We start from the raw sequence: 26,416 nt of genomic DNA, 5'->3' as shown, positions 1-26,416 counted from the left end.
TGCGGCAGTGTTGCCGCGGATGACTTCTGGATCAGGTGTGCGGTCCTCCCCCTGGTGACGGAACTGATCGGCTGTTACGTTCTGCTGGCCCGGTGCCGACTTGGCTGCCCACGCTCAAGCCCCGCCACACCTCGCGCGGCACAACTGCCCGTTACCGCCCGTTTCGAAGACCACACCAGGGGGATTCCATGGACGCTTCCACCACGGCCCGCCGCCTCGGCCGGGCGACGGCCCTCGCCGTCGCCGTCGCGCTGGCGGTCACCGCGTGCACCTCGGGCGGGGGCGGTTCGGCCGACAAGGTGGCGAAGAGCGAGCCGCCCCGGCAGGACTCCCAGGACATCAACGCCAGACCGCTGGACCAGGTCAAGGACGGCGGCGAGGTGCGGTTCCCGCTGTACCAGTGGATCACCCAGTGGAACCCGTTCCAGGTGGACGGTACCTACGGCGACGCGGTCTCGATCATGCGCGCCCTGGAACCGTCGCTCTTCAACACGGACGCCTCCGGCACCTTCCAGCCCGACACCGACTACCTGCTGGACGCCAAGGTCACCTCGACCTCGCCCGAGGTGATCACCTACAAGCTCAACCCCAAGGCCAAGTGGTCGGACGGCAAGCCGCTCAGCTACCTGGACTTCAAGGCCGACTGGCAGGCCAGCAACGGCAAGGACCCGGCGTACAACATTGCCGACCCGTCCGGCTACGAGCAGATCTCCGCCGTCGAGCAGGGGGCCGACCCGAGCGAGGTGAAGGTCACCTTCTCCGAGCCGTACGCGGACTGGCAGAACCTGTTCCGCCCGCTGATCCCGGCGGCCGGCATCGCCACCCCGGACGACTTCAACAAGGGCTGGGTGGAGAAGATCCCGATCACTGCGGGCGCGCTGAAGATCGGCGTGGCGGACAAGACCGCGCAGACCCTCACGCTCGTCCCGGACCCGGCCTGGTGGGGCACCAAGGCCAAGGCGGACAAGATCACCTTCCGGGTGATGACCCAGTCCGCGACCACCCAGTCGTACCTCAACAACGAGATCGACCTCGCCACGGCCGGCACCGCCGCCGCGTACGGGCAGCTCAAGGATGCCAAGGACACCGCGATCCGGGCCGCCAGCCCGTGGGACGAGGTGCACATCTCCTTCGGCTCCGGCGGGGCGCTGGCCGACCAGAAGGTCCGCCAGGCGCTCGGCAAGGCGCTCGACCGGTCCGCGCTGATCAAGATCGCCAACAACGGCGTGCCGGTGGAGTTCAAGCCGCTCGGCAACCACATCTTCATGCCCAACCAGACCGGTTACCAGGACAACTCGGGCGAGTGGGCGAAGTTCGACGTGCCCGCCGCCAAGAAGCTGCTGGACGACGCCGGTTGGAAGGAGGCGGGCGCCGGCCAGCCGCGCACCAAGGACGGCCAGTCGCTGCAACTGCACTGGACGGTCAACGAGTCCACCCCGCAGGCCCAGATCGACCTGGCCACCGCCGCCGCCGCGATGTGGCTGCAGGCCGGGGTCAAGGTGAGCCTGGACAAGGTGCCCGCCAACGACTTCTTCACCAAGTACGTGAACCCGGGCAAGTTCGAGATCGCGAGCTGGCGCAACACCGACTCGTTCCCGCTCTCCAAGAGCCTGGGCAACTTCCGCCTGCCGGTGGGGGACAACACCTTCAACAACCCCTCGCGGATCGGCAGCCCGGAGGTCGACGACCTGCTCAAGAAGGCGGCCGGGACGGTCGACCCGGTGGAGGCCGCGAAGCTCTACAACCAGGCCGACGCGAAGATCTGGGAGCTCGGCCACACCGTCGAGCTCTACCAGCGGCCGACCGTGGTGGCGACGCGCAAGGGCCTCGCCAACTACGGCGCCTTCGGCCTGGCCGGGGAGGACTACGCCAAGGTCGGCTGGGAGAAGTAGCCCCCGCCGCGCACGCGGCGAGAGCGACCGGGCGGCAGGCGCTGGCGAGCAGCGCGGTGATCACGAGGCCGGTGGTACGGACACGGGAAGGTCGGCTCCGCCGCCCCCGCTCTCCTGCCACCGGCCTTGACCTTCCGCGTTGCCCGCAGGCCGCCCGTGTCGTGGGGCCCCGCAAGGCCCGCGCTCGCTTCCAACCGGGGACGAATCTAGCGGGGCCGTCCGGCCGGCCGCGGCGCAGCGCGCGGGGCGCGCCCGGAAACCCGCCGCGCTGTCACCCGGTTCGCGCACCGGGGCGTCAACTACGGCTGACGGCAAGGAAAAAAGGGGACGAAAGGCGCAATCGATCCCGGGATCGCGAACCGCTGCGCCCGTCGCGGCGGTGCGTGCGCGGGGCCCGGACCACTGCCAGGATGCGCGGGACAGCCAGCCCTCCCGACCCCGGAGCAGCACCGATGGCCAGCGAGTCCGCCGCCGCCCCCCACCCGCGCCCCGTCGACCCGCCCCCGGTGCGCCGGATGGTCCCGCGCGAGCGGGACGAGCCGCACCGGGTCGCCACCCCGCTGGAACTCTTCTTCGACCTCTGCTTCGTGGTCGCCGTCGGCCAGGCCGGGCGCGAACTCGCCCACTCCCTGGCGGCCGGGCACTACGGCGACGGTCTGCGCGGCTACTCGATCGCCTTCTTCGCGATCTGGTGGGCCTGGATGAACTTCACCTGGTTCGCCTCCGCCTACGACTGCGACGACGTGCCGTACCGGGTCACCACGCTGGTGCAGATCGCCGGGGTGCTGGTCCTCGCGGCCGGGGTGCCACGGCTGTTCGCCACCCAGGACCTGACGCTGGCGATCACCGGGTACGTGGTGATGCGCCTGGCGATGGTCACCCAGTGGCTGCGCGCGGCGGCCAGCGAGCAGGGCGAGGCGCGCCGGGTCGCCGTGCGGTACGCGGTCGGGATCGCGCTCTGCCAGGTGGGCTGGGTGGTGGTGGTGCTGCTGCCGGACGCCGTTCGGCCGGTGGCAATCCCGCTCGGGGTGCTGTGCGAGCTGGCCGTGCCGGTGGTCGCCGAACTGCGGATGCAGACCTCCTGGCACCCGCACCACATCGCCGAGCGGTACGGGCTGTTCACCCTGATCGTGCTCGGCGAGACGGTGGCGGCCGCGACGGTCGCAGTGCAGTCGGCGGTGGACGAGCACGAGGAGCTGGGCCGGCTGCTGCCGGTGGCGGTCGGCGGCCTGCTGATCTGTTTCGCGGCCTGGTGGATCTACTTCGCCCGGCCGGTCCACGGGCACCTGCGCTCCAACCGGCAGGCCTTCGCCTGGGGGTACGGCCACTACCTGGTGTTCGGCGCGGCCGCCGCGGTCGGCACCGGGCTGGAGGTGGCGGTGGAGTCGGCCGTGCACCAGGCGGAGATCTCCGCGACGGCCGCCACCGCGACGGTCACCGTGCCCACCGCGCTCTACCTGCTCACGGTCTGGCTGCTGCACTCCCGGCACACCAAGACCGGCCTGGCGCAGGCGCTGGCCCCGACGGCGGCGGTGCTGGTGCTGGCCTGCACCGCGCTCGGCGGCTCCGGTGTGTTGGCGGCGGGCCTGGTCTGCGCGCTGACCGTGGCGGTGGGCGTGCTGCTGTACAGCCGGGAGGGCTGACGGGGGCTGATGCTCAGGCGCAGTCCAGCAGGATCGGCTCGTGCCGGGCCAGCCAGGCCAGGTAGGCCGGGTTGACCTTGGCCAGGTCCAGGTAGGCGGCGCGCAGTTCGCCGTACAGCGCGTCCAGTGCGGGCTGGCTGAGCGCGCGCGGGCGCCAGGTGAGCAGCAGTCGGACGGCCAGCGGGTCCCCGTGCACGGGGCGCACCACCGTGCCGGGCCCGGGGGCGGAGGTCGGCTGACAGGGGCGGACGGCCTCGCCGGAGGCGACCAGTTCGGCGGCGGTGGCGTTGTCCCGCACCTGGACCACCCGGGGGTTGAGCCCGGCATCGCTGAACACCCGGCGCATCGCCGCGTACTCGTGGTCGGCGGTCGGGTCGACCATCCAGGTGTCCTCGGCGAGGTCGGTCAGGTGGACGACCGGGCGGGCGGCGGCCGGGTGTCCGGCGGCGAGCGCGACGAACTGCGGCTCACGGGACATCAGCACCCGGTGCTCGGCGTCCGGCGGCACCCGTAGCGGGAAGCCCTCGCTCTCGTAGACGAAGGCCACGTCCAGCTGGTCGGCGGCGACCATCCGCAGCAGGGCGCTGGCCGAGACGTCGACGTGGATGGTGGTGTCGGTGTCCGGGAGCCGTTCGTGCACCCGGCGCAGCCAGGCGGCGACGGCCCGGCTGCCGACGCTGCCGATCCGCAGCCGGCGCTGCCGCCCGGGGCCGGCCGCGTCGCGGGCCTCCTGGCGGGCGGCGGCCACCAGCGCGGCCATCTCGGTGATCACCGGCCGGGCCCGGGACAGCACCGAGTGGCCGAGCGCGGTGGGTCGGCTGCCGGTCTGCTCGCGGGTGAACAGGGTGCCGCCGATGGCCCGTTCGATGCGGTGCAGCTGGGTGGTGAGGGAGGGCTGGGTCATGCCGAGCTGGAGCGCGGCCTTGCGGAGGCTGCCGGTGTCGGCGATAGCGCACACCACCCGGAGGTGTCTCACGTCGAGCTCCACGCCCGGAGCATAGACGCCACCCGGCTATATCGCCAAGGACATGACAGAACAAAACGCGGCAGGAGGGCACGTGGCGGGCCCCGCCGCTATGCGGCGGTGCTATCGCCGGTTGACATCATCCGCCGCGGGCCAGGTCGGGTCGAAGCTCAGGGGCAGCGAATCCGCCCCGGCCCCACCGGGGCGCCCCCACCGTCGCCGCAGCCGTGTCCGGCCCCCACCGGCCCCGGCGATTCGGCGTACCGCGAATCCGGAGCCCCCACATGAAGCGATCCGTGCTGTCCGCGACCCTCGGCCTGGCCCTCGCGGCCGGTCTCGCCGTGCTGCCCGCCACCGCCGCGTCCGCGGCCACCCCCGGCCCGGCCGTCCAGGGTTACACCCCCTCGACGTACGCAGGTTCGGCCGCCGAGGCCGCCGACAACCAGGCGTTCTTCCACGCCGTGATGGCCTCCGCCAAGGCCAAGCAGGCCGCCGACCCGTGGCTGCAGACCGTCACCGTCACCTACGACACCGCCAGTGCGCCCTCCTTCACCAGTCAGATATCCCAGGCCGCGCAGATCTGGAACAGCTCGGTCAGCAACGTCCGGCTCCAGGCGAGCAGCGGCACCGGCGACTTCTCGTACTACGAGGGCAACGACAGCCGCGGCTCCTACGCCAGCACCGACGGCCACGGCCACGGCTACGTCTTCCTCGACTACCAGCAGAACCAGCAGTACAGCTCGCTGCGCGTCACCGCGCACGAGACCGGCCACGTGCTCGGCCTGCCCGACAACTACTCCGGGCCATGCAGCGAGCTGATGTCCGGCGGCGGCCCCGGCCCGTCCTGCACCAACCCCTACCCCGACAGCAACGAGCGCGGCCAGGTCGACAGCCTCTGGTCGAACGGCGTCGAGTCCGTGAACTAGGCAAGCCCGCGAACTCGTCGCGTCGCCAGGGAAGTTGCCGATGCCCTTCGGGTGCGGCGGGCCGCCCGGCCGGAATCGGGTGGCCCGCCGCTCGGTTGCTTCCCCGATCGGGAGCCTAACCGCCGGTGGAGCGGAATGCCAGGGGCACGCATGAGTCAAGGCCGGTTAAAGACATCTCAAATCCCTTTACGGCAAGGGGTATTGATCGAAGCTATCGCGGGTTGACATCATCCGCCCGCCCGCCGGGCTGCCCGAAGCTCTGGGGACATCACCCGCTGACCAGGTGTCCCCCAGGGCCGGCCCCCAACCGGCCACGGCACCACCGGAATCGGAGCCCCCACATGAAGCGATCCGTGCTGTCCGCGACCCTCGGCCTGGCCCTCGCGGCCGGTCTCGCCGTGCTGCCCGCCACCGCCGCGTCCGCGGCCACCCCCGGCCCGGCCGTCCAGGGCTACACCGCCTCGACGTACGCCGGTTCGGCCGCCGAGGCCGCGAACAACCAGGCGTTCTTCCAGGCCGTGATGGCCTCCGCCAAGGCCAAGCAGGCCGCCAGCCCGAACCTGGCGACCGTCGTCGTCACCTACGACGCCAGCTCGGCACCGACCTTCCGCACCCAGATAGCCAACGCCGCGCAGATCTGGAACAGCTCGGTCAGCAACGTCCAGCTGCGGGCCGGCTCGGGCGGCGACTTCTCGTACTACGAGGGCAACGACAGCCGCGGCTCCTACGCCAGCACCGACGGCCACGGGCGCGGCTACGTCTTCCTCGACTACCAGCAGAACCGGCAGTACAACTCGGTCCGGGTGACCGCGCACGAGACCGGGCACGTGCTCGGCCTGCCGGACCACTACTCCGGGCCGTGCAGCGAGCTGATGTCCGGCGGCGGCCCGGGCACCTCCTGCACCAACCCGTACCCGAACAGCACCGAGCGCAGCCGCGTCAACTCCCTCTGGGCGCGCGGCTGATCGTCCGGCAGGCGTCCCGGTCCGGCCGCAGTCCGCAGCGGCCGGGCCGGGGCGCCGCCGTCTGGTGGCCGTCGCCCCTCGGCGGGTGGTCGTCCCGGGTGTTGTCGGTGCCGCGTGCGAGCATGCGGGCGAGACCCGTTCGCCCCCGACCGTGAGGTGCCGCCGCCATGCCGCGTTCCGCCCCCGACCAGCTCACCGACCTGCCGTACGCGGACCTGCTCCGCCCCCACACCGGGCGGCTGCGCAGCGACGAGCGGTACGACACCACGCACTTCGACGGCGGCGAGCACACCGACGAGTCGGCGGCCGGGGCGGCGTTCCTGGAGTGCGCCTTCACCGGGGTCGCGCTCAGCGGGGTCAAGCTGCGCCAGGCCCGGTTCAACGAGGTCTGGGTGCAGGCCGGCCGCTGGGTGGCCTGCGACCTGAGCGACACCGAGTGGCAGGACAGCGCCTTCGTCGGCGGCGTGCTGGCCGGGGTCGCCGGGTACGGCTCGGCGCTGCGCCGGGTGGTGTTCCGCGGCTGCAAGCTGGAGGCGGTCAACCTGCGGGCGGCCGTGCTGCGGGACGTCGTGTTCGAGGACTGCCTGCTGCGCGACGTGGACTTCGGCGAGGCCAAGCTGACCGAGGTGTCCTTCCCCGGCTCCACGCTGGAGGAGGTCCGGCTGCGCGGTGCCACCCTGAAGAAGACCGACCTGCGCGGGGCCGCCCGGCTCGGACTCGCGGACGGCCACCAGGGGCTGCGCGGCGCGGTCATCAGCTCCACCCAACTGCTGGAACTGGCACCGCAGTTCGCCCACGCGCTGGGAATCGAGGTCAAGGACCGCTGACCAGCCGCCCGCCCCGTCCCTCCCCGGCGTTTCCGCCGCCCGTTCAGCCCGGCGTCGCTCGGTGACACCCGGACGAACAGTCCGCCAACCCTGCCGCGCGCATCTGGTGGGCGCCTCCGGCCGGGGTGGAAGATGCTGCGCGATCGATGAGCCCCGACTTGTGTACACAACATCGCAAGATCGCCAGATCGCCAACGAAGGGACGGGCCGGGCTGATGGCCGAGCTGAGTCGTAGGAAGTTCGTCACACTGTCCGGTGCCGCCGCGGCGGGACTCGCCGTGGCCGGCACCAGCGCCGCAGGGGCCGCCCCCGGCGCGCCCGCGGTGGCCTCCACCGCCACGCTCCGGCAGACCGGCACCATCAACGACGTGCAGCACGTGGTGATCCTGATGCAGGAGAACCGCAGCTTCGACCACTACTTCGGCACACTGCGCGGCGTGCGCGGCTTCGCCGACCGCAGCGCCATCCAGATAGCCGGCGGCTACAGCGTCTTCAACCAGCCCAACGGCCTGCTCGGCCGCCAGTACCCGTGGCAGTTCAGCCAGACCAAGCCGGCCGGCGGCGCCGACCCCGAGCGCCTCGCCCAGTGCAATGGCGACCTCAGCCACGGTTGGAGCGATCAGCACAAGGCCTGGAACAGCGGCAAGATGGACTCCTGGGTCGCCGCCAAGGGCAACGTCCGCACCCTCGGTTTCCTCACCCGCCAGGACATCCCGTTCCACTACGCGCTGGCCGAGAACTGGACCATCTGCGACGCCTACCACTGCTCCGTGCTCAGCGCGACCGGCCCCAACCGCACCTACCACTGGTCCGGCCAGATCGACCCGGCCGGCAGCGCCGGCGGCCCCGCGTACGACGGCGGCGACGAGAAGGGCCTGCGCTGGCAGACCTACGCGGAGGCGCTGGAGAGCGCCGGCGTCAGTTGGAAGGTTTACCAGAACGCCGCCGACAACTACGGCGACAACGCCCTCGCGTACTTCACCCAGTTCTCCGGTGCCCCGGCCGGCAGCCCGCTGGCCGTCAAGGGCATGGGCTCGGTGCCCAAGGCCACCGGCAGGACCCCGGACGACATCGCCGCCGCGATCAAGGCCGACGTGCTGAACGGCACCCTCCCGCAGGTCTCCTGGATCGTCCCCGACCAGGCCTCCTCCGAACACCCGTACGCCACCCCGGCCGACGGCGCGCACTTCGTCCACCTGGTGATCGACGCGCTGAACGCCGACCCGAACGTCTTCAACTCGTCCGTCCTGTTCATCAACTACGACGAGAACGACGGCTTCTTCGACCACGTCCCGCCGCCGGCCGCCCCCGCCGGCACCCCGGGCGAGTTCTACAACGGCACCAACATCGGCCTCGGCTTCCGCGTCCCCATGATCGCCGTCTCACCCTGGACCCGCGGCGGCTGGGTCAACTCCGAGACCTTCGACCACACCTCCGTGCTGCGCTTCCTGGAGACCTGGACCGCCGCCCTCGGCACGCCCGCGCAATGCCGGAACATCAGCGACTGGCGCCGCCGCGTCTGCGGCGACCTGACCAGCGCGTTCGACTTCGCCAACCCCGTCTACGGCCTGCCCGGGCTGCCCGACACCTCGCAGACCATCGGCCTGTCGGCGTGCGGCCCGCTGCCCAACCCGGCCCCGGTCAACAACCAGCTCCCGATCCAGGAGACCGGCACCCGGCCGGCCCGCGCCCTGCCGTACCAGCCGAACGCCAACCTGGACCACCTGGAGTTCGGCTCCGGCGGCGTGATGAAGGTCTGGATCGCGATGGACAACGGCGGCGCGGCAGCGGCGAAGTCCGCCCACTTCGCCGCCTACGCCAACGCCTACCGCAGCGGCGGCCCCTGGCAGTACACCGTCGACCCGGGCGGCACCACCAGCGACTTCTTCAACTGCGGCACCAACTTCGGCGGCGGCCCCTACGACCTCACCGTCGTCGGCCCCAACCGCTTCCTGCGCCGCTTCAAGGGCGACGCCACCAAGGCCGGCAAGAACGCGGCCGTCACCGCCTCGTACGCGGTCGAGCCGGGGACGGGCAAGCCGGCGGTCTACTTCAAGCTCGCCAACTCCGGTGCGACGCCGATGACCTTCACCATCGCCTCCAACAACTACCGCACGGACGGCCCCTGGACGTACCAGGTCCCCGCCGGCGGCAACGTCACCGATTTCTTCAACGCCGTGGCCTACAACAACGGCTGGTACGACTTCACGGTGACGGTCGACGCCGACAGCACCTGGTCCCAGCGCTTCACCGGCCACCTGGAGACGGGCACCTCCAGCGTCACCGGCTGACGGTCGCTGCTACGTAGAACGGAGACCCCACTGCCCGCCTCGCCGGGCAGTGGGGTCTTGGGCGGACCGAACAGGGGGATCGGACGGCGGAGTCGTCGCGGGTCCGCTCCCGCAGTACGGTCACCCGCCCACCGCCTGCACCTCGTCGACCGCGGCGTGGACGAGCCCGGCTGGTTCCAGGCCGCCGCCGCGGGCATCCCGATCGCCGCGCAGTGGGACGACGGTCAGCACCAGTCCGAAGGCCTCGTCAAGTTCGCGAGCGAGGCGCTCTGTCGGGTGACGTCGACCGGTTTCCACGGTCGACGCGTGCGTGGGTGAATAGTCGATGGCGCTTGCCGGATCCTCCTGCCGCCAACCCCTTACCCCTCGTGAGCTGCGGAGGAATGCACCGAACTCGGCGGTTGGAGACGAGCCGGGGTCCAGCTCGGCCTTGTTCATGGGCCACTCTCCAGGCACGTTTGAGAGGTTGAAGGACGTCCAATGCTAGAGGACAGTGACGACCCCGGGTAGTCATCAAGCTACGGAACGGAGTCAGTCGTGATGGGCGAGAAGTCCCCGACCGGGCCGCTCTGCCGCCTGCAGGTCGGCGAGTCGGTCAAGTTGGTCAAGGACGGGACGGCCGACAAGGAGGTCGTCCACGTGGGCGTCCCCGCCGAGCCCCGTGGCCGGACCGCGTGAAGCGCCGACCGGCCCTCGGCATCGTCGCGTCCGAGTCCCCCATCCGGCGGGCCACCTGGCGGCGACTCGGCCGGGGCCGCCGCCGATGACCGACCACCCCTCCTGTCCCGCACCGGACTGCTGCGCCCCGGTCGATCTGTTCGACGACGCCAACGCCGCCGGACGGACGTGGAACTGCCCGAACTGTTCCCGGTGGGGCGTCGCCTGGTCGGCGGGCTACCTGGCGAACCAGCCGTTCGAAGACCCCTTGGTCGTCCTCGGGCGCCGGAAGGTCCGGACGGTGGTGAACCGTGATGCCGAGGTTCGGCCGCGCGGTCCTCGGCCTGATGCGTGAGGCCCGGGCCGCCTGCTGGTGGCTCAGCGCCGGCCGGCGTCCCAACCGCCCAACCGGCCAACCGGCCCGACTGACCTGACGGCTCAGACGAACGGGCCGCGCGGGAACCACGGATCGCGGACCTCCCGGGGCCCGTCCGGCGTCAGCAGGGTGAGGGTGTACGGCGAGGCCGCGTACTCGGCGAGCTGGACCGAGCCGTAGCGGGTCTCCAGTTCGGCCTGCACCGGGACCGGCAGCCTGCTGAGCGCCCGCCGCAGTTGCAGCGCGTCCCGGCGGCTGATCGGGTGCGGGGTGCGCAGGACCAGTCGCAGCGGGCTCAGCGGCCCGGCGACGGGTACGCCGGTGCCCAGCTCGTAGCCGACCGCGCCGATCGGGCCCCAGGACAGCCGGTGGTCCGCGACGATCCGGCCGACCGCCGGGAGCAGGGCCAGTGCCGGGATTCCGGCGACCCGCTCGGGGTCGAGCCGCCCGCACCGCCCGGCCAACTGCTCGGGGCGCAGCGTGCGGGCGACTGCGGCCCAGGGCGCCAGGGCGTCCAGTCGCTGCCCGGGGCGCGGGCCGCGCACGGTCACCGGGATCCACTGTTCGGGCGCGGCCTCCCGGTCCCGGGTGCAGCGTTGCGGGTGCGGTACGTCCGCCGGGGCGCCGACCAGGGAGGGGGCCCGGCCGACCGTCACCCACGGGTGCACCCGCAGGACGGCGCGCGCCCAGTCCGGCAGTTCGCCGCCCGCCAGCGGGTGCAGCGAACTGGGGCACTGCATCAGCAGCAGGTCGTGGGTGCCGGGCAGCCGCCCGTCCAGCACGGCCAGCGGCCCGACCCGCCGGCGCGGCCCGTCGTGGGGGTCCTCGGCGGGGCGCCGGGCTTGGCGGGCGGAAGGTACGACGGTCACGGTGGGCTCCAGACGGTGGCGTCAGTTCGGCCGACGGCTCCAATCTGCGCCGGGTGGCCACCTCCGCGCCACGGCCGTTGGGCGCGTTCACCAGGGACCAAAGGCTCAACGTGCGGCTCCGGGTGCCCGGTGTGAGAGTGGGGGAAGCCCGGTATCCGTTCGGAGGAGGAGTCATGGGCATCTTCGACAGGTTCCGCCACAAGGCGCACGAGGGGACCGGGCAGGACGCCGCCGAGCGTGCCGCCATCGCCCACGACGAGGCCGTGGACGCGTACAGCCCGGAGATCGAGCGGGCCCGCGAGACCCAGGAGGCCCGTGAGTCGGAGCGGCGTGCCCGTGTCGCCCAGGAGGAGGCGGACCGGCGCGCGGCCGAGAACATGACGGCCGAGGGCGACCCCTGGGGCTGAAACCCCGGAAGACCCCCGAGCCCCCGAGTCTCAAGCCCCGGCCCCCGGCCCCCGGCCCCCAGGTCACCGTGCCCGCGGCGGCAGCGGCGGGCGCCGCAGGTCCGGCCGGGGGGTGTCCTGCGGCGGGGGCGCCGCGGCGGGCGCGTCCTCCAGCAGGTCCAGCGCCAGCTGGACGGCGGCGACCAGCTCGGGGTGGCGCCCGCGGGCCCAGTCGCGCGGGGTGCGCAGCACGTGCACGTCCGGTTCGACGCCGTGGTTCTCCACCGACCAGCCGAGTCCGCCCTCGAACCAGGAGGCGTTCTTGGGCACCGAGATCCGGGTGCCGTCGCCGAGGGTGTGCCGCCCGGTCATCCCGACGACCCCGCCCCAGGTCCGGTTCCCGACGACGGGGCCGAGGCCGAGCAGTTTGATCGCCGCGATGACCACGTCGCCGTCCGAGCTGGTCGCCTCGTCGGCGAGCGCCACGAGCGGGCCGCGCAGTGCGTGCCGGGGCCAGCGGACCGGCTGGCGGTCCCGGCCGAAGTCCCAGGCGAGGACGTGCCGGGTGAGTTTCTCCAGCACGAGTTCGGAGACGTTGCCGCCGGCGTTGCCGCGCACGTCCAGGACGAGTGCGGGCTTGTCCAGCTCGCGCCGCAGGTCGCGGTTGAACTGCGCCCAGCCGGAGCCGCCGAGGTCCGGGATGTGCAGGTAGCCGCACCGGCCGTCGCTGAACTCCCGGACCAGGAGGCGGCGTTTGGCCACCCAGTCCTGGTAGCGGACGGCCCGTTCGTCGGTCAGCGGGGTGACGGTGATCCGCCGTACCGGGCCGTCCGGGCTGCCGCGCAGGGCCAGTTCGACGGTGGTGCCGCCGGTGCCGGCCAGCAGCGGCAGCGGGCCGCGCACCGGGTCCACCGGGCGGCCGCCGACGGCGAGCAGTTCGTCGCCGTCCCGGACGCCCTGGGCGGCGAGCGGGGCGCGGGCGCGCGGGTCGGAGGTCTCGCCGGGCAGCACCCGCTCGACCAGCCAGCGTCCGTCGGGGGAGCGGTGCGCGTTGGCGCCGAGCAGGCCGAGCGGCTGCTGGCCGAGCGAGGGCCCCTCGGCGCGCCGGGACGGGGTGACGTAGGCGTGCGAGGTGCCGAGTTCGCCGAGGAGTTCGCGCAGCAGGTCGGCGAAGTCGTCGGGTGAGCAGACCCGCTCCAGCAGCGGCTCGTACTGGGAGGTCAGGGCGGGCCAGTCCAGGCCGGACATCCGTTCGTCCCAGAACTGGTCCCGGACGATCCGGGCGGCCTCGTGGTAGGCCTGGCGCCACTCGGCGGCGGGGTGCACGGTGTGGGTGATCCGCCGCAGGTCGACGGTGCTGCCGGCGCCGCCGGTGACCGGGACGATCCGCAGGGTCCCGGCCGAGTAGACCGCGATCGAGCCGCCGTCCCCGGAGACGGCGTAGCCGTCCAGCTTGTCGACGAGGGTGGTGCGGGTGCCCCGGGCGAGGTCGAAGTACTCCAGCGAGGGGCGGCCGGAGGTGTCGTCGGGGCTGGCGAAGGTCTGCCCGAGGGTGCCGGAGATCGGCCAGCGCAGCCAGACCAGGCCGCCGCGCACCGCGTCGGTGGCCGAGTACTTGGAGGCGATCACGGGGAACTGCAGCAGCCGCTCGCCGATGCCCTGCGGGTCGACGCGGACGGTGCCGTCGCCGCCGCCGTCGCCGCGCGGGGCGCCGTCCTCGGCGGGCGCGGCGAACGGGGACGGCGTGTCGGCGGTGAGCGGGACGAGGTAGGGGCGGCAGCCGAGCGGGAAGGAGAGGTCGCCGGTGTGCACGTCGTGGACGGGGTCGAAGCCGCGCCAGGACAGGAAAGCCAGGTAGCGGCCGTCCCGGGTGAACACCGGCTGCTCGTCCTCGAAGCGGCCGTCGGTGACTTCGGTGACCGGCCCGGGTGCTTCGGTGCGGGTGAGCCGGATCCGGCGCAGCGAGCGCCCGGCGACCGGCTGGGACCAGGCGATCCAGTGCGAGTCGGGGGAGAAGCGGGCACTGGAGACCGGCCCGTAGCCGGAGGCGGCGAGTTCGCGGACGGCGCCGTCGGCGGCGGCGACCAGCAGCAGTCGCCCGTCGGAGGCGGCGACGGCGAGGTGGGCGCCGTCGGGGGAGGCGGTGAGTTCCAGGACGCGGCCGATCCGGTCGGCGGCGAGCACCCGGTGGCGGTGCTTCTCCGTGTCCTCGTGCCCCGGCAGCGGCATCACCTCGATCGCGTCGGCGCCCTCGGCGTCGGTGATCCAGGCGGCTTCGCCGGTGTGTCCGAGGATCACCGGCAGCCGGGTCCGCACCCCGGGGGTGTCGGCGAGCGCGCGGGCCGGGCCGTCCTTGTGGGTGAGCCAGTACTGGCTGCCGCGCACGGTGATCACCCCGGCCCGGCCGCTCTGGTCGCAGGCCAGGTCCTTGACCTGGGAGGCGGCGTTGACCTGGTACGGGCGGCGGCCGGCCCGGGCGCCGCCGAGCGGGACGGCGAGCCGGCGCGGGGCGGGGGCGTCCAGGCTCTCCAGCAGCCAGAGGTCGCCGGCGTGCTGGTAGACGATCCGGGTGCCGTCGGTGGCGGCCTCGCGGGCGTAGTAGGAGGCGTGGTCGGTGTGCCGGCGCAGGTCGGTGCCGTCGGGGCGGCAGGAGTAGACGTTGCCGATGCCCTCGTGGTCGGAGAGGAAGGCGATCCGCCCGGCGACGGGCATGGGTGAGGCGAGGTGGCCGGGGTGTCCGGCCAGGATCTGTTCGCCGTCCGCCCAGAGCCGGCCGGTGGCGCCGCCCCGGTAGCGCTTCCAGGCGGCGGGCTCGTGCGGGGCGGCGCCGGTGAGCAGCACGGTGCGTTCGCGGCTCATCTGGGCGTCGCCGACGGGGCCCCAGGGCATCCGGTGGCCGGGGGAGCCGTCGGGCGGCAGGGCGTGCGCCCAGGTGTAGTGGCCGAACGGCTCGTGGTAGGAGGTGACGGCCAGTACCTCGCCGTCCGGGAGCCAGCCGCGCACCCGGGTGTCCTGGCTGCCCCAGTGGCTGAGCCGTTCGGCCTCGCCGCCCTCGACGGGGGCGGTCCACACCTCGGGGGTCAGGTTCAGCCAGCTGGTCCAGGCGAGGGTGCGGCCGTCGGGGGAGAAGCGGGGGTGGCTGACCCGGGTGCGGTCGCAGCTGACCCGCCAGGCCCGGCCGGTGGCGCCGTCGGCGTCCAGCGGGGCGATCCAGATGTCGTCCTCGGCGGTGAAGGCGAGCAGTCCGCCGTGCAGGTGGGGGTAGCGGAGGTAGCCGGGCGGGGTCACCCCTCCATCCTTCGACGGGGTGTCACCCCCGGCAACCGGGGCGGCCCGTCGGGGCCGCCCGGCGGTCGGTGCGTAGGCCGCTGACCGGTCTGGACCATTGACACCGCAGTGTCGAATCCACTTCAGTGGTCTAGTCCAACTTGGGTGCCAGGCCGGGCCGTTCCTCCCCCCACTGGCGCGTGCTCCGGCGTGCCCTCGGACGTCCCCCACGACCGCGCCATCGCAGGAGCCCCCGCATGCGCAGAACCACACCCGTACCCGCCCCCGCCCGCCGGAAGCAGTCCCGCACCCTGCTCGCCGCCGGCACCGCCTCCGCCGTCGCCGCGGCCACCCTGGTCGGCGTCACCCTGGGCCTGGCGCCCGCCGCCTCGGCCGGCGAGTTCCTGGTCAACGGCGGCTTCGAGTCCGGCTCGCTCGGCCCCTGGAGCTGCACCGGCAACTCCGGCAGCGTCGTCACCAGCCCGGTGCACGGCGGCGGCTACGCCCTCGCCGCCGCGGCCACCGCGGGCGACACCGCCCAGTGCGGCCAGACCGTCACCGTCGCCCCCGGCACCACGTACACGCTCAGCGCGTACGTCAACGGCTCGTACGTCTACCTGGGCGTCGACGGCGGCGGCCCCAGCACCTGGACCCCCGGCACCGGCGGCGGCTACCAGAAGCTCAGCGTCAGCTTCACCACCGGCGCCACCCAGACCAGCGCCACCGTCTACACCCACGGCTGGTACGGCCAGGGGACCTACTACGCGGACGACGTCTCGCTGGACGGGCCGGGCGCCCCCAGCCCGACGCCGACGCCCACCGGGTCCCCGACGCCCACGCCGACCGCGACGCCCACCGGCACCCCGACCGGGACCCCGACGGGAACGCCCACCGGCACCCCCACCGGGACGCCGACGGGGACCCCCACCGGGACCCCCACCGGGACCCCCACCGGCACCCCGACCACCCCGCCGCCGCCCGGCAGCCACGCCCTGGTCGGCTACCTGCACGCCAGCTTCGCCAACGGCGCCGGCTACACCCGGATGGCCGACGTCCCGAACTCCTGGGACTTCATCGACCTCTCCTTCGGCGAGCCCACCTCCGTCACCTCCGGCGACATCCGGTTCAACCGCTGCTCCGTCACCGACTGCCCGACCGTGGAGTCCGACGCCGACTTCAAGGCCGCCATCGCCGCCAAGCGGGCCCAGGGCAAGAAGGTGCTGATCTCGATCGGCGGCCAGAACGGCCAGGTCCAGCTGACCACCACCGCCGCCCGCGACACCTTCGTCAGCTCGGTCTCGGCGATCATCGACAAGTGGGGCCTGGACGGCCTGGACATCGACTTCGAGGGGCACTCGCTCTCCCTCAACACCGGTGACAACGACTTCAAGAACCCGACCAGCCCGGTCATCGTCAACCTGATCTCCGCGCTGAAGACCCTCAAGGCCAAGTACGGCCCGGGCTTCGTGCTGACCATGGCGCCGGAGACCTTCTTCGTCCAACTCGGCTACCAGTACTACGGTTCCGGCCCCTGGGGCGGCCAGGACCCGCGCGCCGGGGCGTACCTGCCGGTCATCTACGCGCTGCGCGACGACCTCACCCTGCTGCACGTCCAGGACTACAACTCCGGCTCCATCATGGGCCTGGACAACCAGTACCACTCGATGGGCGGCGCCGACTTCCACGTCGCGATGACCGACCTGCTGCTCAACGGCTTCCCGGTGGCGGGCAACGCGAACAACGTGTTCCCGCCGCTGCCCGCCTCCAAGGTGGCCATCGGCATGCCGGCCACCACCAACGCCGGCAACGGCTACGTCGCCCCGGCCGAGGTGAACAAGGCCCTGGACTGCCTCACCAGGCTGGCCAACTGCGGTTCGTACGTGCCGCGTTCGGGCGCCCAGCCGAACCTGCGCGGGCTGATGACCTGGTCCGTCAACTGGGACCAGTTCGGCGGCCGGGAGTTCTCCAAGAACTTCGACAGCTACTTCCGCCGCTGAGGTGACGTCGCCGGGAACCGTGCTTGAACCTGACACCGGTGTGAGGATCGAGCATGGTTCCCATGGCGACCACACAGCTCCCGACTCCCGCAGCCCGCAGCCCCTTTCCGCTGCCCGCCCTGCTCGCCCTGGCCACCGCCGTCTTCGTCACCGCGCTCACCGAGACCCTGCCCGCCGGCGTGCTGCCCGGGATGAGCGGCGCCCTCGGCGTCAGCGAGTCGGCCGCCGGGCAGACCGTCACCGTCTACGCGCTCGGGACCGCCGCCACCGCGATCCCGCTCACCGCAGCCACCGCCGGCTGGGGCCGCAAGCGGCTGCTGCTCACCGCGATGGCCGGCTTCGCCGCCGCCAACACCGTCACCGCGGCCTCCACGAACTACCCGCTCACCCTGGCCGCCCGCTTCCTCGCGGGCGTCGCGGCCGGCCTCGCCTGGGCGCTGCTGGCCGGGTACGCGCGCCGGCTGGTGCCGGTCGAACGGCAGGGCCGGGCCATGGCCGTGGCGATGGCGGGCGTGCCGGTGGCGCTGTCGCTGGGAGTGCCGGTCGGCGCCTTCCTCGGCCGGGCGCTCGCCTGGTGGGTGCCCTTCCTGGCCATGACGGCACTGGCGCTCGGCGTGATCGGCTCGATCGCGGCCCTGCTGCCGGACCAGCCCGGACAATGCGCCGGTGAGCGCGCCCCGGTGCGGACCGTGCTCACCGTGCCCGGGGTGGCGCCGGTGCTCGCCGTGACGGTGCTCCTCGTGCTCGCCCACACCGTCCTGTTCACCTACATCGCGCCCTTCCTCGACCGGACCGGCCTCGGCGACGCGACCGACACCGTACTGCTGGTCTTCGGCCTGGCCTCGCTGGCGAGCATCTGGTTCACCGGCGCCCACATCCACCGCCGGCTACGGCGGTTGACGATCGGCGGCGCGCTGCTGGTCGCCCTGACCGCGGGCCTGCTCGGCCTCTGGTCGCACAGCACACCGCTGGTGTACACCGCCGCCGCGCTCTGGGGCCTGGGCTGGGGCGGCGCCCCGACCCTGCTGCAGACCGCCGTCGGCGACGCGGGCGGCGAGCGGGCGGACGCCGCCCAGGCGGTGCTGGTCACCCTGTGGAACGCCGCGATGGCGGGCGGCGGCGTGGTCGGCGGCCTGGTGCTGGGCCGCCTGGGCACCGGCGCCCTGCCCTGGACGGTGCTCGCCCTGATGCTGCCCGTCCTGGCAGTGGTCACCGGCGCCCGCCGACACGGCTTCCCGGCCGATCGTGGTTAGCGCAGCTGCAGCCCGTTGGCCAGCAGCTCGGCGACCAGCTCGGGCCGGGCCGACGCGACCGAGCCCGCCGAGTACGGCGGCTGCGGGTCGTACTCGATGACCAGCTGGATCGCCTCCGCGGTCGCGTCCCCGGCCATCAGGCCGGTCAGCGTCAGCGCGAGGTCGATCCCGGCCGAGACCCCGGCCGCGGTCGCGTACTTGCCGTCGACCACGACCCGTTCCGTCCCGGTCGGCTCCGCCCCGAACTTCTTCAGCGCGTCGAGGCAGCACCAGTGCGAGGTGGCCCGGCGCCCCGCCAGCAGCCCGGCGGCGCCCAGCAGCAGGGAGCCCGAGCAGACCGAGGTGGTCCAGGTGGTGGTGGCGTCCACCGCGCGCACCCACTCCAGCACGGCCTGGTCGGCCAGCCGGGCCTCCGTCCCGGGCCCGCCCGGGACGAGCAGCACGTCGGCCGCGTCCACCTCGTCCAGGGCGGCCTCCGCGGTCAGCGACAGGGTCTTCATGTCGGTGCGGACCGGGCCGCGCTTCGCGGCGGTGAACACCACCTCGGCGCCGGGGATGCGGGACAGCACCTCGCAGGGGCCGACGGCGTCCAGGGCGGTGAACTCGTCGTAGAGCAGAACGGCGATGCGCATCAGTGTCCTCCAGCAGGATCGGGTCGGAAGCGGCGTCGGTACTCGGCGGGCGAGGCGGCCAGGGACCGGACGAAGGCGCGCCGCATCGCCTCCGGGGTGCCGTAGCCGCAGGAGCGCGCGATCTCCTCGATGCCGTCGGCGGTGTCCTCCAGCAGCCGCCGGGCGGCCTCCAGCCGGACCCCGTCCACGTACCGGCCCGGGGTCACCCCCACCTCGGTGGCGAAGGCCCGGGCGAAGTGCCGCGGTGACAGCGCCGACCTGCGGGCCAGCGCCTCGACCGACAGGTCGGCCTCGGGGTGCTCGGCGATCCACCGCTGCACCTCGCGCAGCGGCTGCCGGACCGCCACCTGGGCGGCCAGCTGGGTGCTGAACTGGGCCTGGTTGCCCGGTCGGCGCAGGAAGACCACCAGGTGGCGGGCGATCAGCAGCGCGGCGTCGCGTCCCAGGTCCTCCTCGACCAGGGCCAGCGCCAGGTCGATCCCGGCGGTGACCCCGGCCGAGGTGGCGACGTTCCCGTCCCGGACGTGGATCGGGTCCGGGTCCACCTCGACGTCCGGGAACCGCCGGGCCAGCTCCTCGCAGTACGCCCAGTGCGTGGTCGCCCGGCGCCCGGCCAGCAGCCCGGCCTCGGCGAGCAGGAAGGCCCCGGTGCACACCGACACCACCCGCTCGGCCCGGCCGGCCAGCTCCCGGATCCGTGCGACCAGCGCACCGTCCGGGAGACCGCTGCCCAGCCCGCCGGGGACCAGCAGGGTGTGCACCGGCCCGACCTCGGCCAGATCCGCGTCCGGCAGCAGCCGCAGTCCGCTGTGGCTGCGCACCGGCCCGCCGCCCGGGGAGGCGGTGGTCACCCGGTACGCCCCCGGCTGCCCGGCGGCCGCGCCCGCCCCCGTGAAGACCTCCACGGGACCGGCCACGTCGAGGCTCTGCACGCCCTCGTAGAGGACGACGACCACGCTGCGCGCTCTCATGCGACCAGCCTGTCACCGGGCCGCAGTGGCAGCAATGACCCGTTTCCCACCTTTCCTGCCACGGCTGGCGGGGGATGCCGGCGGGGTGTCGGCGGTGGCGCCGGTGGGGAGCGCGGAAACGCCGGAAGGCCCCTCGCTCTCGCGAAGGGCCTTCCGGCTGTCTGTGCGCCGCCAGGGACTCGAACCCCGGACCCGCTGATTAAGAGTCAGCTGCTCTAACCAACTGAGCTAGCGGCGCCTGCTGACGCGGAGAACATTACCTGGTCAGCAGCCGAAACACACAATCGGCCCGGGCGGCCGCGCGCGGGCCGTCACGGCACCAGGACCACCTTGCCCCGGACGTGCCCGGCGCCGACCAGCCGGTGGGCCTCGGCGGCCCGCTCCAGCGGCAGCGCCTCGGCGATCTTCAGCCGCAGCCCGCCCGCCTCCCACAGCCGCACCAGCTCGGTCAGCCGCGCGGCCGTGCGCGGCCCCCGCAGCCCCCGTGCGCCCAGCCGCTCGGCCTCCGCGTAGTCGACCACGGTGCCGATCCGGCTCCGGTCGGCGACCAGCTCGACGGAGGCGGCCAGCGCGCCCCGCCCGGCGGCGTCGAAGGCGGCGTCCACGCCCTGCGGCGCCACCGCCCGGACCCGCTCGACCAGCCCCTCGCCGTACGCGACCGGGATCGCGCCCAGGCCGCGCAGGTAGTCGTGGTTGCGCTCGCTCGCGGTGCCGATCACGGTGGCGCCCCAGGCCCGGGCGAGCTGGACGGCGACGGTGCCGACCCCGCCGGAGGCGCCGTGCACCAGGACGGTGTCGCCGGGGCCGACCGCGAGCAGGGTGAGCGCCAGGTGCGCGGTCTGGCCGGAGGCGGAGAGCGAGCCGGCCTGCTCCCAGGGCATGCCGGCGGGCTTGGCCACCAGCTGGGCGGCGTCCACCGTGACGAGCTCGGCCTGGCTCTCCAGGAGACGGAAGCCCAGCACCTCGTCGCCGACCTGCCAGCCGGAGCCGTCCGGTCCGAGCCGGTCCACCACTCCGGCGAACTCGTTGCCGAGAACGAACGGCGGCTCGGCGACGGCCCCCGGCGGGCGGAAGCCCTCCCGGATCGCGAGGTCGACCGGCTGCACCCCGGCCGCGAAGACCCGCACCCGCACCTCGCCCGGCCCGGGTTCCGGGGCGGACACCTCGGTGACCCGCAGGACCTCCGGACCGCCGGACCGCGTCACGGTGACCGCCTTCATGTCTGCTCCCGCCCTCTCGAATGTTCGACATCCGACCGCTTGACTGTTCGAATCAACTGTTCGGCCACCCCCGATCCTCAGACCTGAAGTCCGCTTGAGGTCAAGCCATTGTTCGGCGTGTCTTCACTGATGGGCGCATTGTCAGATTTATCCTGGGCGGCGCTCAGCCGTCCGTTGTGGAGAGGAACGTTTCCGTGGGCCAGCTGCCCCTGTTCTTCCTGGTGCTGCTCGCCTCCGTGGTGACCATGCCGCTCGCACGCAAGACCGGAGTACCGCAACCGGTCCTGATGACCCTGCTCGGCATCGTCATGGCGCTCGTCCCGCAGATCCCGGACGTCACCATCGAGCCCGAGCTGATCCTCCCGCTGGTCCTGCCGCCGCTGATCTTCGCGGTCGCCCGGCGCTCCTCGGTGCGCTACTTCAAGGCCAACGTCCGCTCGATCCTGCTGCTGGCCGTCGCCCTGGTGGTGGTCACCACGGCCGCCGTGGCCGGGGCGGTGCACTGGCTGCTGCCCGCCCTGCCGGTCGCCGCCGCGATCGCGGTCGGCGCGCTGGTCTCCCCGCCCGACCCGGTGGCCGCCGTCGCGGTGGCCGGCAGCGTCGGCCTGCCCCGGCGCCTGGTGTCGATCCTGGAGAGCGAGGGCCTGTTCAACGACGTCACCGCGATCGTCGTCTACTCGCTGGCCATCGAGGCCGTGGTCAGCGGCGACTTCTCGGTCGGCCACGCGGTGCTGCGCTTCATCCTGTCCGCGGTGCTCGCCGTGGTCGTCGGCATCGCCCTCGGCTGGGTCAACACCAAGCTCGCCGAGCGACTGGACGACCCGACCCAGCAGGTCGCGCTCAACCTGCTGGTGCCCTTCGCCGCCTACGCCATCGCCGAGGAGATCCACGGCTCCGGCGTGCTCGCCGTCGTGGTCTGCGCGCTCTACCTCGCCGAGCGGGCCTCCGACGCCGACGCCGTCTCCTTCCGGCTGGTCGGCAACGCCTTCTGGGAGGTCGTCGAGATCCTGATCACCGGCGTCGCCTTCGGCCTGATCGGCCTGGAGCTGGCCACCGTGCTCAAGGAGGCCGGCCGCGGCTGGACCGGCTTCATCGGCGACGCCGCCGTGGTCATCGGCGTGGTCGTGGTGGTCCGGCTGCTCTGGCTGCTGCCGGCCGGCTGGCTGTCGAAGAAGCTGCGCAGCGGCGACGACGAGGACACCCCGTTCAGCTGGAAGGAGAGCGTGATCCTCTGGTGGTCCGGCATGCGCGGCGTGGCCACCGTCGCCCTGGCCCTCGCCATCCCGCTCACCCTCCACTCCGGCGAGGAGTTCCCCGAGCGCGGCCGCCTGGTCTTCATCGCCTTCAGCGTGGTGCTGTTCACCCTGCTGGTGCAGGGCCTCACCCTGCCCTGGCTGGCCAAGCGGTTCGAACTGGACATCGACCAGGACAAGCACGAGCAGGCCGTCCGCCAGCTCTGGTGGCGGGCCGCCAAGGCCGGGCTCAGGCGGCTGGGCGAACTGGAGGAGCAGGACCGGCTGCCCGCCGAGGTCGCCGACCGCCTGCGGGACCGTCAGCACGACCGGCTGGCCCGGCTCTGCCCGGAGAACTACGCCGAGGAGGAGGCCGCCGAGGCCAAGCTGCGGCTCAGCCAGTGGCGGGCCGCCCGGGAGGTCGAACAGGAGATGATCGCCGCCTCCCGGCGCGAGATGCTCGCCGCCCGTAGCGAACTCGGCGCCGACCCGGAGCTGGTCGACCAGGTGCTGCGGGGGCTGGACCTGCGCTCGGAACGCAAGTGACGGCCTGTCCGGCCCCGCCGGGCGGAATGTGCGCGACCTGCTCCGCGGTTGCATAGGCTGAGCCCGGGCAGGCCGTCAACGGAGTCGGCGCACCACCAGTACCCGCACGACCTCGCGAGACCCTCACCGCCTGGCCCTGCCGGTTTCCGCACCCAGATGAATCGAGGAACCACCGATGTCGGAGACCCGTGCCGACGCCCGCACCCCGCTCGATCGCACCCCGCAGTGGGCCGCCCTCGGCAAGCACCGGGCCGCGCTGGGCGAGACGCACCTGCGCGAGCTGTTCGCCGCCGACCCGGAGCGCGGCCGCCGCTACACCCTCCAGGTCGGCGACCTGCACGTGGACTACGCCAAGCACCTGGTCACCGACGAGACGCTGGAGCTGCTGCGCGAACTCGCCGCGGCCACCGGGGTCGCCGAGCTGCGGGACGCGATGTTCCGCGGCGAGAAGATCAACAACACCGAGCACCGCGCCGTCCTGCACACCGCGCTGCGCGCCCCGCGCGGTGCCGTGATCGAGGTCGACGGCGAGAACGTGGTGCCCGCCGTGCACGCCGTCCTCGACAAGATGGCCGGCTTCGCCGAGCGGGTCCGCGGCGGCGAGTGGCGCGGCCACACCGGCAAGCCGATCCGCACCGTCGTCAACATCGGCATCGGCGGCTCCGACCTCGGCCCCGCGATGGCCTACGAGGTGCTCCGCTCGTTCGCCAAGCGCGACCTCGACGTCCGCTTCGTCTCCAACGTGGACGGCGCCGACCTGCACGAGGCGGTCCGCGACCTCGACCCGGCCGAGACGCTGTTCATCGTCGCCTCGAAGACCTTCACCACCATCGAGACCATCACCAACGCGGTCTCGGCCCGCGACTGGCTGCTCACCGGGCTGGGAGCCGGCACCGAGGCGGTGGCCAAGCACTTCGTCGCGCTGTCCACCAACGCCGAGGGCGTGCGGGACTTCGGCATCGACACCGACAACATGTTCGAGTTCTGGGACTGGGTCGGCGGCCGCTACTCCTACGACTCGGCGATCGGCCTCTCGCTGATGATCGCCATCGGCCCGGACGCCTTCCGCGAGATGCTGGACGGCTTCCACCTGGTCGACGAGCACTTCCGCACCGCGCCGCCGGAGCAGAACGTCCCGCTGCTGCTCGGCCTGCTCGGCGTCTGGTACGGCGCGTTCTTCGACGCCCAGGCGCACGCCGTGCTGCCCTACTCGCACTACCTGTCGAAGTTCACCGCCTACCTCCAGCAGCTGGACATGGAGTCCAACGGCAAGTCGGTGACCCGCGACGGCTCGCCGGTGACCTGGCAGACCGGCCCGGTGGTCTGGGGCACCCCCGGTACCAACGGCCAGCACGCCTACTACCAGCTGCTGCACCAGGGCACCAAGCTGATCCCGGCCGACTTCATCGGCTTCGCCAAGCCGGTCGCCGACCTGCTCCCGGGCCTGGTCGCCCAGCACGACCTGCTGCTGGCCAACTTCTTCGCCCAGACCCAGGCGCTGGCCTTCGGCAAGACCCCGGAGGAGGTGGCGGCCGAGGGCGTGCCCGCGGAACTCGTCCCGCACAAGACCTTCCAGGGCAACCACCCGACCAGCACCATCCTGGCCGCCGAGCTGACCCCCTCGGTGCTCGGCCAGCTGGTCGCGCTCTACGAGCACAAGGTCTTCGTCCAGGGCGCGATCTGGAACATCGACTCCTTCGACCAGTGGGGCGTCGAGCTGGGCAAGGTGCTCGCCAAGCGGATCGAGCCGGTGCTGCTGACCGGCGAGGGCGCCGAGCAGCTGGACAGCTCCACCGCCGAGCTGGTCGCCCGCTACCGCGCGCTGCGCGGCCGCTGAGCCCCGGTCGGGCCGTCCGCTCCGGCGGGCGGCCCGGTCCTGCCTCCTTGTTCGCCGGTTCGCCGGTTCGCCGGTTCGCACGGGAAACGCCGGAAGGCCCCTCGCTTTCGCAAGGGGCCTTCCGGCTGTCTGTGCGCCGCCAGGGACTCGAACCCCGGACCCGCTGATTAAGAGTCAGCTGCTCTAACCAACTGAGCTAGCGGCGCCTGCTGACAGAGAAGACTTTAGCAGCGCCCGGGGTCCGCGCCAAAATCGAATACCGGCCGTCCTCCGTTCACCCTCCGGTCACGGCCGCCGCGCCGGCCGGCACGGCCGCGGCCGGCTCCCGGGCCGCCCGCACGCACGCCCACAGCACCACCGAGGCGCCCGGCAGCCACGGCTCCCGGTCCTCCGGGGCGACGATCCACCGGCCGGAGCCCAGCCCGGGGGAGTCCGGGCCGTTCACCATCCGCTGCACCGGCGGCACGGTCACCGCGTCGCCCTTGCCGTGGCACAGCAGGGGCGGCACGTCCCGGGCCCACTCCTCCCAGGCCAGCAGCCGGCGCAGCCGGGGCCCCGCGCCGGGCTGGACGAACAGCAGCGTCCGCCCCCGGTAGGAGGCGACCGGCCCGCAGCCCGGCCCGGAGGCCCACAGCTCGTCCAGCACCCGGCGGCCGAACAGCGACGGCATGCTGATCACGTCGAAGGCGCGCCCGCAGGGCAGCACCGAGGGCGCCCACGGCCGGGTCTCCCAGAGGGCGCGCATGCTGCGCGGGTACTCGCTGGCGGAGGCGAGCCAGGCCTCGCCGGCCACGGTGACGTACTCCACCGACTGATACGTCCAGATGTCCACGGACAGCAGCCTGTGCCGTCCGCGGGCCGGGTGGGAGGGAAAGCGCGGTTTGCCGGACAGGACGACGGGGAACCGCGTACCCTTCCCCGCTCGTGCATATGCCAGCGGCCGATGCCGGGGCGCCGGAGCGCCGGGGCCTGCCGCTCCGGCGCCTCGTGTCCGGCTGCGCTCAGTCCTCGTGGCGGCGGGGCTGGAGCAGCCCGCGGCCGTACTCGATCATCTTGGCCGCGTAGTCGGGGGTCCAGTCCGCCCGCTGCGCGATCTCGGCGTCGGACAGCGCGTCGAAGCGGCGCGGGTCCGCCAGCTGCGCGGCGGCGACCGCCTGGAAGTCGGTGGCCCGCTCGGCGGCCATCCGGAAGGCCAGGGCCAGCTCGGTGGAGCGGCGCAGCAGGTCCGCGGGGTCGTCGATCGACTCCAGATCGAAGAATCGTTCCGGCTCCGGTTCGGCGGACTGCGGCTCGAACAGCAGCTGCACCGGACGCAGACGCCGCGCGGGGTCGGCCTGACCGCCGTGGTCGGACGCCTTCGTGTGGGAGTCGGGCATGAACGGACACCTCCGGGTCTCGGTGGGGGTGGGCGGCGGCTGCTCCGGGCCGCGCCGCACGGCCGTGGCCGCCGTCCATTGTCGCGCGGCGGCAGCCCGTAACGGAACGGTGCGCGTGCGGGCGCTATTCCCCCGCACGCGCCGGGGTCGCGCTACTCCTTCGGGGGTCCGGCGCGTACGCCGCCCGCGAGACCGAGACCGAGACCGAGACCGAGACCGAGACCGAGACCGAGACCGAGACCGAGACCGAGACCGAGACCGAGACCGAGACCGAGACCGAGACCGAGAC

Annotated in this window: 21 protein-coding genes and 2 tRNA genes; 12 read left to right on the top strand and 11 right to left on the bottom strand. The window is 73.1% G+C overall.

Annotation, left to right across the window (positions count from 1 at the left end; all coding sequences use genetic code 11):
* Positions 1-188: 188 nt before the first annotated feature.
* Together ABT015_RS24745 and ABT015_RS24740 are read left to right on the top strand one after the other, a co-directional pair.
* Positions 189-1,892 carry an ABC transporter family substrate-binding protein gene (locus tag ABT015_RS24745; protein ID WP_350882601.1) on the top strand — a complete coding sequence of 568 codons (1,704 nt, stop codon included), beginning with the start codon at positions 189-191 and terminating at the stop codon, positions 1,890-1,892.
* A gap of 452 nt (positions 1,893-2,344) precedes the next feature.
* Positions 2,345-3,535 (top strand): low temperature requirement protein A, encoded by a 1,191-nt coding sequence (locus tag ABT015_RS24740; RefSeq protein WP_350882599.1) that lies wholly within the window; start codon positions 2,345-2,347, stop codon positions 3,533-3,535.
* 13 nt (positions 3,536-3,548) lie between these two features.
* Here the strand turns inward: ABT015_RS24740 and ABT015_RS24735 are convergent, their stop codons facing one another.
* The gene (locus tag ABT015_RS24735) at positions 3,549-4,523 is read right to left on the bottom strand and encodes a LysR family transcriptional regulator (protein ID WP_350882597.1); all 975 of its coding nucleotides are present in this window, start codon (positions 4,521-4,523) and stop codon (positions 3,549-3,551) included.
* A gap of 260 nt (positions 4,524-4,783) precedes the next feature.
* Between ABT015_RS24735 and snpA (ABT015_RS24730) the strand changes: the two genes are divergently transcribed.
* The 4 genes from snpA (ABT015_RS24730) (at position 4,784) to ABT015_RS24715 (ending at position 9,508) form a co-directional block, all read left to right on the top strand.
* The gene (gene snpA / locus ABT015_RS24730) at positions 4,784-5,425 is read left to right on the top strand and encodes a snapalysin (RefSeq protein ID WP_350882595.1); all 642 of its coding nucleotides are present in this window, start codon (positions 4,784-4,786) and stop codon (positions 5,423-5,425) included.
* Positions 5,426-5,766: 341 nt separating this feature from the next.
* Positions 5,767-6,390: a snapalysin gene (gene snpA / locus ABT015_RS24725; RefSeq protein WP_350882593.1), complete on the top strand. Its 624-nt coding sequence runs from the start codon at positions 5,767-5,769 to the stop codon at positions 6,388-6,390.
* A 167-nt stretch (positions 6,391-6,557) separates the two neighbouring features.
* On the top strand, positions 6,558-7,217 hold the full coding sequence (locus tag ABT015_RS24720; protein WP_350882591.1) for a pentapeptide repeat-containing protein: 660 nt from the start codon (positions 6,558-6,560) through the stop codon (positions 7,215-7,217).
* Positions 7,218-7,432: 215 nt separating this feature from the next.
* Positions 7,433-9,508 carry a phosphocholine-specific phospholipase C gene (locus ABT015_RS24715; protein ID WP_350882589.1) on the top strand — a complete coding sequence of 692 codons (2,076 nt, stop codon included), beginning with the start codon at positions 7,433-7,435 and terminating at the stop codon, positions 9,506-9,508.
* Positions 9,509-9,628: 120 nt separating this feature from the next.
* Here the strand turns inward: ABT015_RS24715 and ABT015_RS24710 are convergent, their stop codons facing one another.
* Positions 9,629-9,946 carry a helix-turn-helix domain-containing protein gene (locus ABT015_RS24710; RefSeq protein WP_350882586.1) on the bottom strand — a complete coding sequence of 106 codons (318 nt, stop codon included), beginning with the start codon at positions 9,944-9,946 and terminating at the stop codon, positions 9,629-9,631.
* A 102-nt stretch (positions 9,947-10,048) separates the two neighbouring features.
* Between ABT015_RS24710 and ABT015_RS24705 the strand changes: the two genes are divergently transcribed.
* Positions 10,049-10,186 carry a hypothetical protein gene (locus tag ABT015_RS24705; protein ID WP_350882584.1) on the top strand — a complete coding sequence of 46 codons (138 nt, stop codon included), beginning with the start codon at positions 10,049-10,051 and terminating at the stop codon, positions 10,184-10,186.
* A gap of 417 nt (positions 10,187-10,603) precedes the next feature.
* On the opposite strand, the gene ABT015_RS24700 is transcribed toward ABT015_RS24705, so the two are convergent.
* Positions 10,604-11,410: a phosphoribosyl-dephospho-CoA transferase MdcG domain-containing protein gene (locus ABT015_RS24700; protein ID WP_350882582.1), complete on the bottom strand. Its 807-nt coding sequence runs from the start codon at positions 11,408-11,410 to the stop codon at positions 10,604-10,606.
* Between the two features lie 173 nt (positions 11,411-11,583).
* Between ABT015_RS24700 and ABT015_RS24695 the strand changes: the two genes are divergently transcribed.
* Positions 11,584-11,817: a hypothetical protein gene (locus ABT015_RS24695; RefSeq protein WP_350882580.1), complete on the top strand. Its 234-nt coding sequence runs from the start codon at positions 11,584-11,586 to the stop codon at positions 11,815-11,817.
* Between the two features lie 63 nt (positions 11,818-11,880).
* Here ABT015_RS24695 and ABT015_RS24690 read toward each other — a convergent pair whose 3' ends face one another.
* On the bottom strand, positions 11,881-15,084 hold the full coding sequence (locus ABT015_RS24690; protein ID WP_350882578.1) for a S41 family peptidase: 3,204 nt from the start codon (positions 15,082-15,084) through the stop codon (positions 11,881-11,883).
* A 236-nt stretch (positions 15,085-15,320) separates the two neighbouring features.
* On the opposite strand from ABT015_RS24690, the gene ABT015_RS24685 reads away from it, so the two are divergent.
* Positions 15,321-17,060: a chitinase gene (locus tag ABT015_RS24685; RefSeq protein WP_350882576.1), complete on the top strand. Its 1,740-nt coding sequence runs from the start codon at positions 15,321-15,323 to the stop codon at positions 17,058-17,060.
* A 62-nt stretch (positions 17,061-17,122) separates the two neighbouring features.
* Positions 17,123-18,313, top strand: a complete 1,191-nt coding sequence (locus ABT015_RS24680; RefSeq protein WP_350882574.1) for an MFS transporter — start codon at positions 17,123-17,125, stop codon at positions 18,311-18,313.
* Here the strand turns inward: ABT015_RS24680 and ABT015_RS24675 are convergent.
* The 4 genes from ABT015_RS24675 to ABT015_RS24660 all read right to left on the bottom strand — a co-directional run bounded on the left by ABT015_RS24675 (position 18,310) and on the right by ABT015_RS24660 (position 21,136).
* Positions 18,310-18,945: a DJ-1/PfpI family protein gene (locus tag ABT015_RS24675; protein WP_350882572.1), complete on the bottom strand. Its 636-nt coding sequence runs from the start codon at positions 18,943-18,945 to the stop codon at positions 18,310-18,312. The genes ABT015_RS24680 and ABT015_RS24675 overlap by 4 nt on opposite strands.
* Complete coding sequence (locus tag ABT015_RS24670; RefSeq protein WP_350882570.1) at positions 18,945-19,916, bottom strand: GlxA family transcriptional regulator; 972 nt, start codon at positions 19,914-19,916, stop codon at positions 18,945-18,947. Before ABT015_RS24670 ends, ABT015_RS24675 begins: the two co-directional genes overlap by 1 nt.
* Before the next feature lie 164 nt (positions 19,917-20,080).
* Positions 20,081-20,154: transfer RNA gene (locus ABT015_RS24665), tRNA-Lys, on the bottom strand.
* 73 nt (positions 20,155-20,227) lie between these two features.
* On the bottom strand, positions 20,228-21,136 hold the full coding sequence (locus tag ABT015_RS24660) for an NADP-dependent oxidoreductase (protein ID WP_350882568.1): 909 nt from the start codon (positions 21,134-21,136) through the stop codon (positions 20,228-20,230).
* Positions 21,137-21,330: 194 nt separating this feature from the next.
* Between ABT015_RS24660 and ABT015_RS24655 the strand changes: the two genes are divergently transcribed.
* Positions 21,331-22,914 carry a Na+/H+ antiporter gene (locus ABT015_RS24655; protein ID WP_167745871.1) on the top strand — a complete coding sequence of 528 codons (1,584 nt, stop codon included), beginning with the start codon at positions 21,331-21,333 and terminating at the stop codon, positions 22,912-22,914.
* Positions 22,915-23,089: 175 nt separating this feature from the next.
* Positions 23,090-24,751 (top strand): glucose-6-phosphate isomerase, encoded by a 1,662-nt coding sequence (gene pgi, locus ABT015_RS24650; RefSeq protein WP_350882566.1) that lies wholly within the window; start codon positions 23,090-23,092, stop codon positions 24,749-24,751.
* Between the two features lie 132 nt (positions 24,752-24,883).
* Here the strand turns inward: pgi and ABT015_RS24645 are convergent.
* From ABT015_RS24645 to ABT015_RS24635, 3 genes are all read right to left on the bottom strand, one after another.
* A tRNA-Lys gene (locus ABT015_RS24645) sits at positions 24,884-24,957 on the bottom strand.
* Between the two features lie 68 nt (positions 24,958-25,025).
* Positions 25,026-25,583: a bifunctional DNA primase/polymerase gene (locus ABT015_RS24640; protein ID WP_502897391.1), complete on the bottom strand. Its 558-nt coding sequence runs from the start codon at positions 25,581-25,583 to the stop codon at positions 25,026-25,028.
* 169 nt (positions 25,584-25,752) lie between these two features.
* Positions 25,753-26,127, bottom strand: coding sequence for a DUF8844 domain-containing protein (locus ABT015_RS24635; protein ID WP_350882564.1), 375 nt, complete (start codon positions 26,125-26,127; stop codon positions 25,753-25,755).
* Between the last annotated feature and the right edge of the window lie 289 nt (positions 26,128-26,416).

This window comes from Kitasatospora sp. NPDC094016 (assembly GCF_040304045.1).
In the GTDB taxonomy this organism is placed as follows: domain Bacteria; phylum Actinomycetota; class Actinomycetes; order Streptomycetales; family Streptomycetaceae; genus Kitasatospora.
Note: the sequence above shows the minus strand (reverse complement) of the source record. Positions and strands in the feature narration are given on the sequence as shown.

What these genes read in the sequence shown, in the direction of transcription:
- ABT015_RS24705 (WP_350882584.1), top strand. Translation starts at nt 10,049, where the DNA reads ATGGGCGAGAAGTCCCCGACCGGGCCGCTCTGCCGCCTGCAGGTCGGC.
- pgi (WP_350882566.1), top strand. Translation starts at nt 23,090, where the DNA reads ATGTCGGAGACCCGTGCCGACGCCCGCACCCCGCTCGATCGCACCCCG.
- ABT015_RS24745 (WP_350882601.1), top strand. Translation starts at nt 189, where the DNA reads ATGGACGCTTCCACCACGGCCCGCCGCCTCGGCCGGGCGACGGCCCTC.
- ABT015_RS24685 (WP_350882576.1), top strand. Translation starts at nt 15,321, where the DNA reads ATGCGCAGAACCACACCCGTACCCGCCCCCGCCCGCCGGAAGCAGTCC.
- ABT015_RS24720 (WP_350882591.1), top strand. Translation starts at nt 6,558, where the DNA reads ATGCCGCGTTCCGCCCCCGACCAGCTCACCGACCTGCCGTACGCGGAC.
- ABT015_RS24660 (WP_350882568.1), bottom strand. Translation starts at nt 21,136, where the DNA reads ATGAAGGCGGTCACCGTGACGCGGTCCGGCGGTCCGGAGGTCCTGCGG.
- ABT015_RS24695 (WP_350882580.1), top strand. Translation starts at nt 11,584, where the DNA reads ATGGGCATCTTCGACAGGTTCCGCCACAAGGCGCACGAGGGGACCGGG.
- snpA (WP_350882595.1), top strand. Translation starts at nt 4,784, where the DNA reads ATGAAGCGATCCGTGCTGTCCGCGACCCTCGGCCTGGCCCTCGCGGCC.
- ABT015_RS24715 (WP_350882589.1), top strand. Translation starts at nt 7,433, where the DNA reads ATGGCCGAGCTGAGTCGTAGGAAGTTCGTCACACTGTCCGGTGCCGCC.
- ABT015_RS24670 (WP_350882570.1), bottom strand. Translation starts at nt 19,916, where the DNA reads ATGAGAGCGCGCAGCGTGGTCGTCGTCCTCTACGAGGGCGTGCAGAGC.
- ABT015_RS24710 (WP_350882586.1), bottom strand. Translation starts at nt 9,946, where the DNA reads ATGAACAAGGCCGAGCTGGACCCCGGCTCGTCTCCAACCGCCGAGTTC.
- ABT015_RS24675 (WP_350882572.1), bottom strand. Translation starts at nt 18,945, where the DNA reads ATGCGCATCGCCGTTCTGCTCTACGACGAGTTCACCGCCCTGGACGCC.
- snpA (WP_350882593.1), top strand. Translation starts at nt 5,767, where the DNA reads ATGAAGCGATCCGTGCTGTCCGCGACCCTCGGCCTGGCCCTCGCGGCC.
- ABT015_RS24740 (WP_350882599.1), top strand. Translation starts at nt 2,345, where the DNA reads ATGGCCAGCGAGTCCGCCGCCGCCCCCCACCCGCGCCCCGTCGACCCG.
- ABT015_RS24635 (WP_350882564.1), bottom strand. Translation starts at nt 26,127, where the DNA reads ATGCCCGACTCCCACACGAAGGCGTCCGACCACGGCGGTCAGGCCGAC.
- ABT015_RS24680 (WP_350882574.1), top strand. Translation starts at nt 17,123, where the DNA reads ATGGCGACCACACAGCTCCCGACTCCCGCAGCCCGCAGCCCCTTTCCG.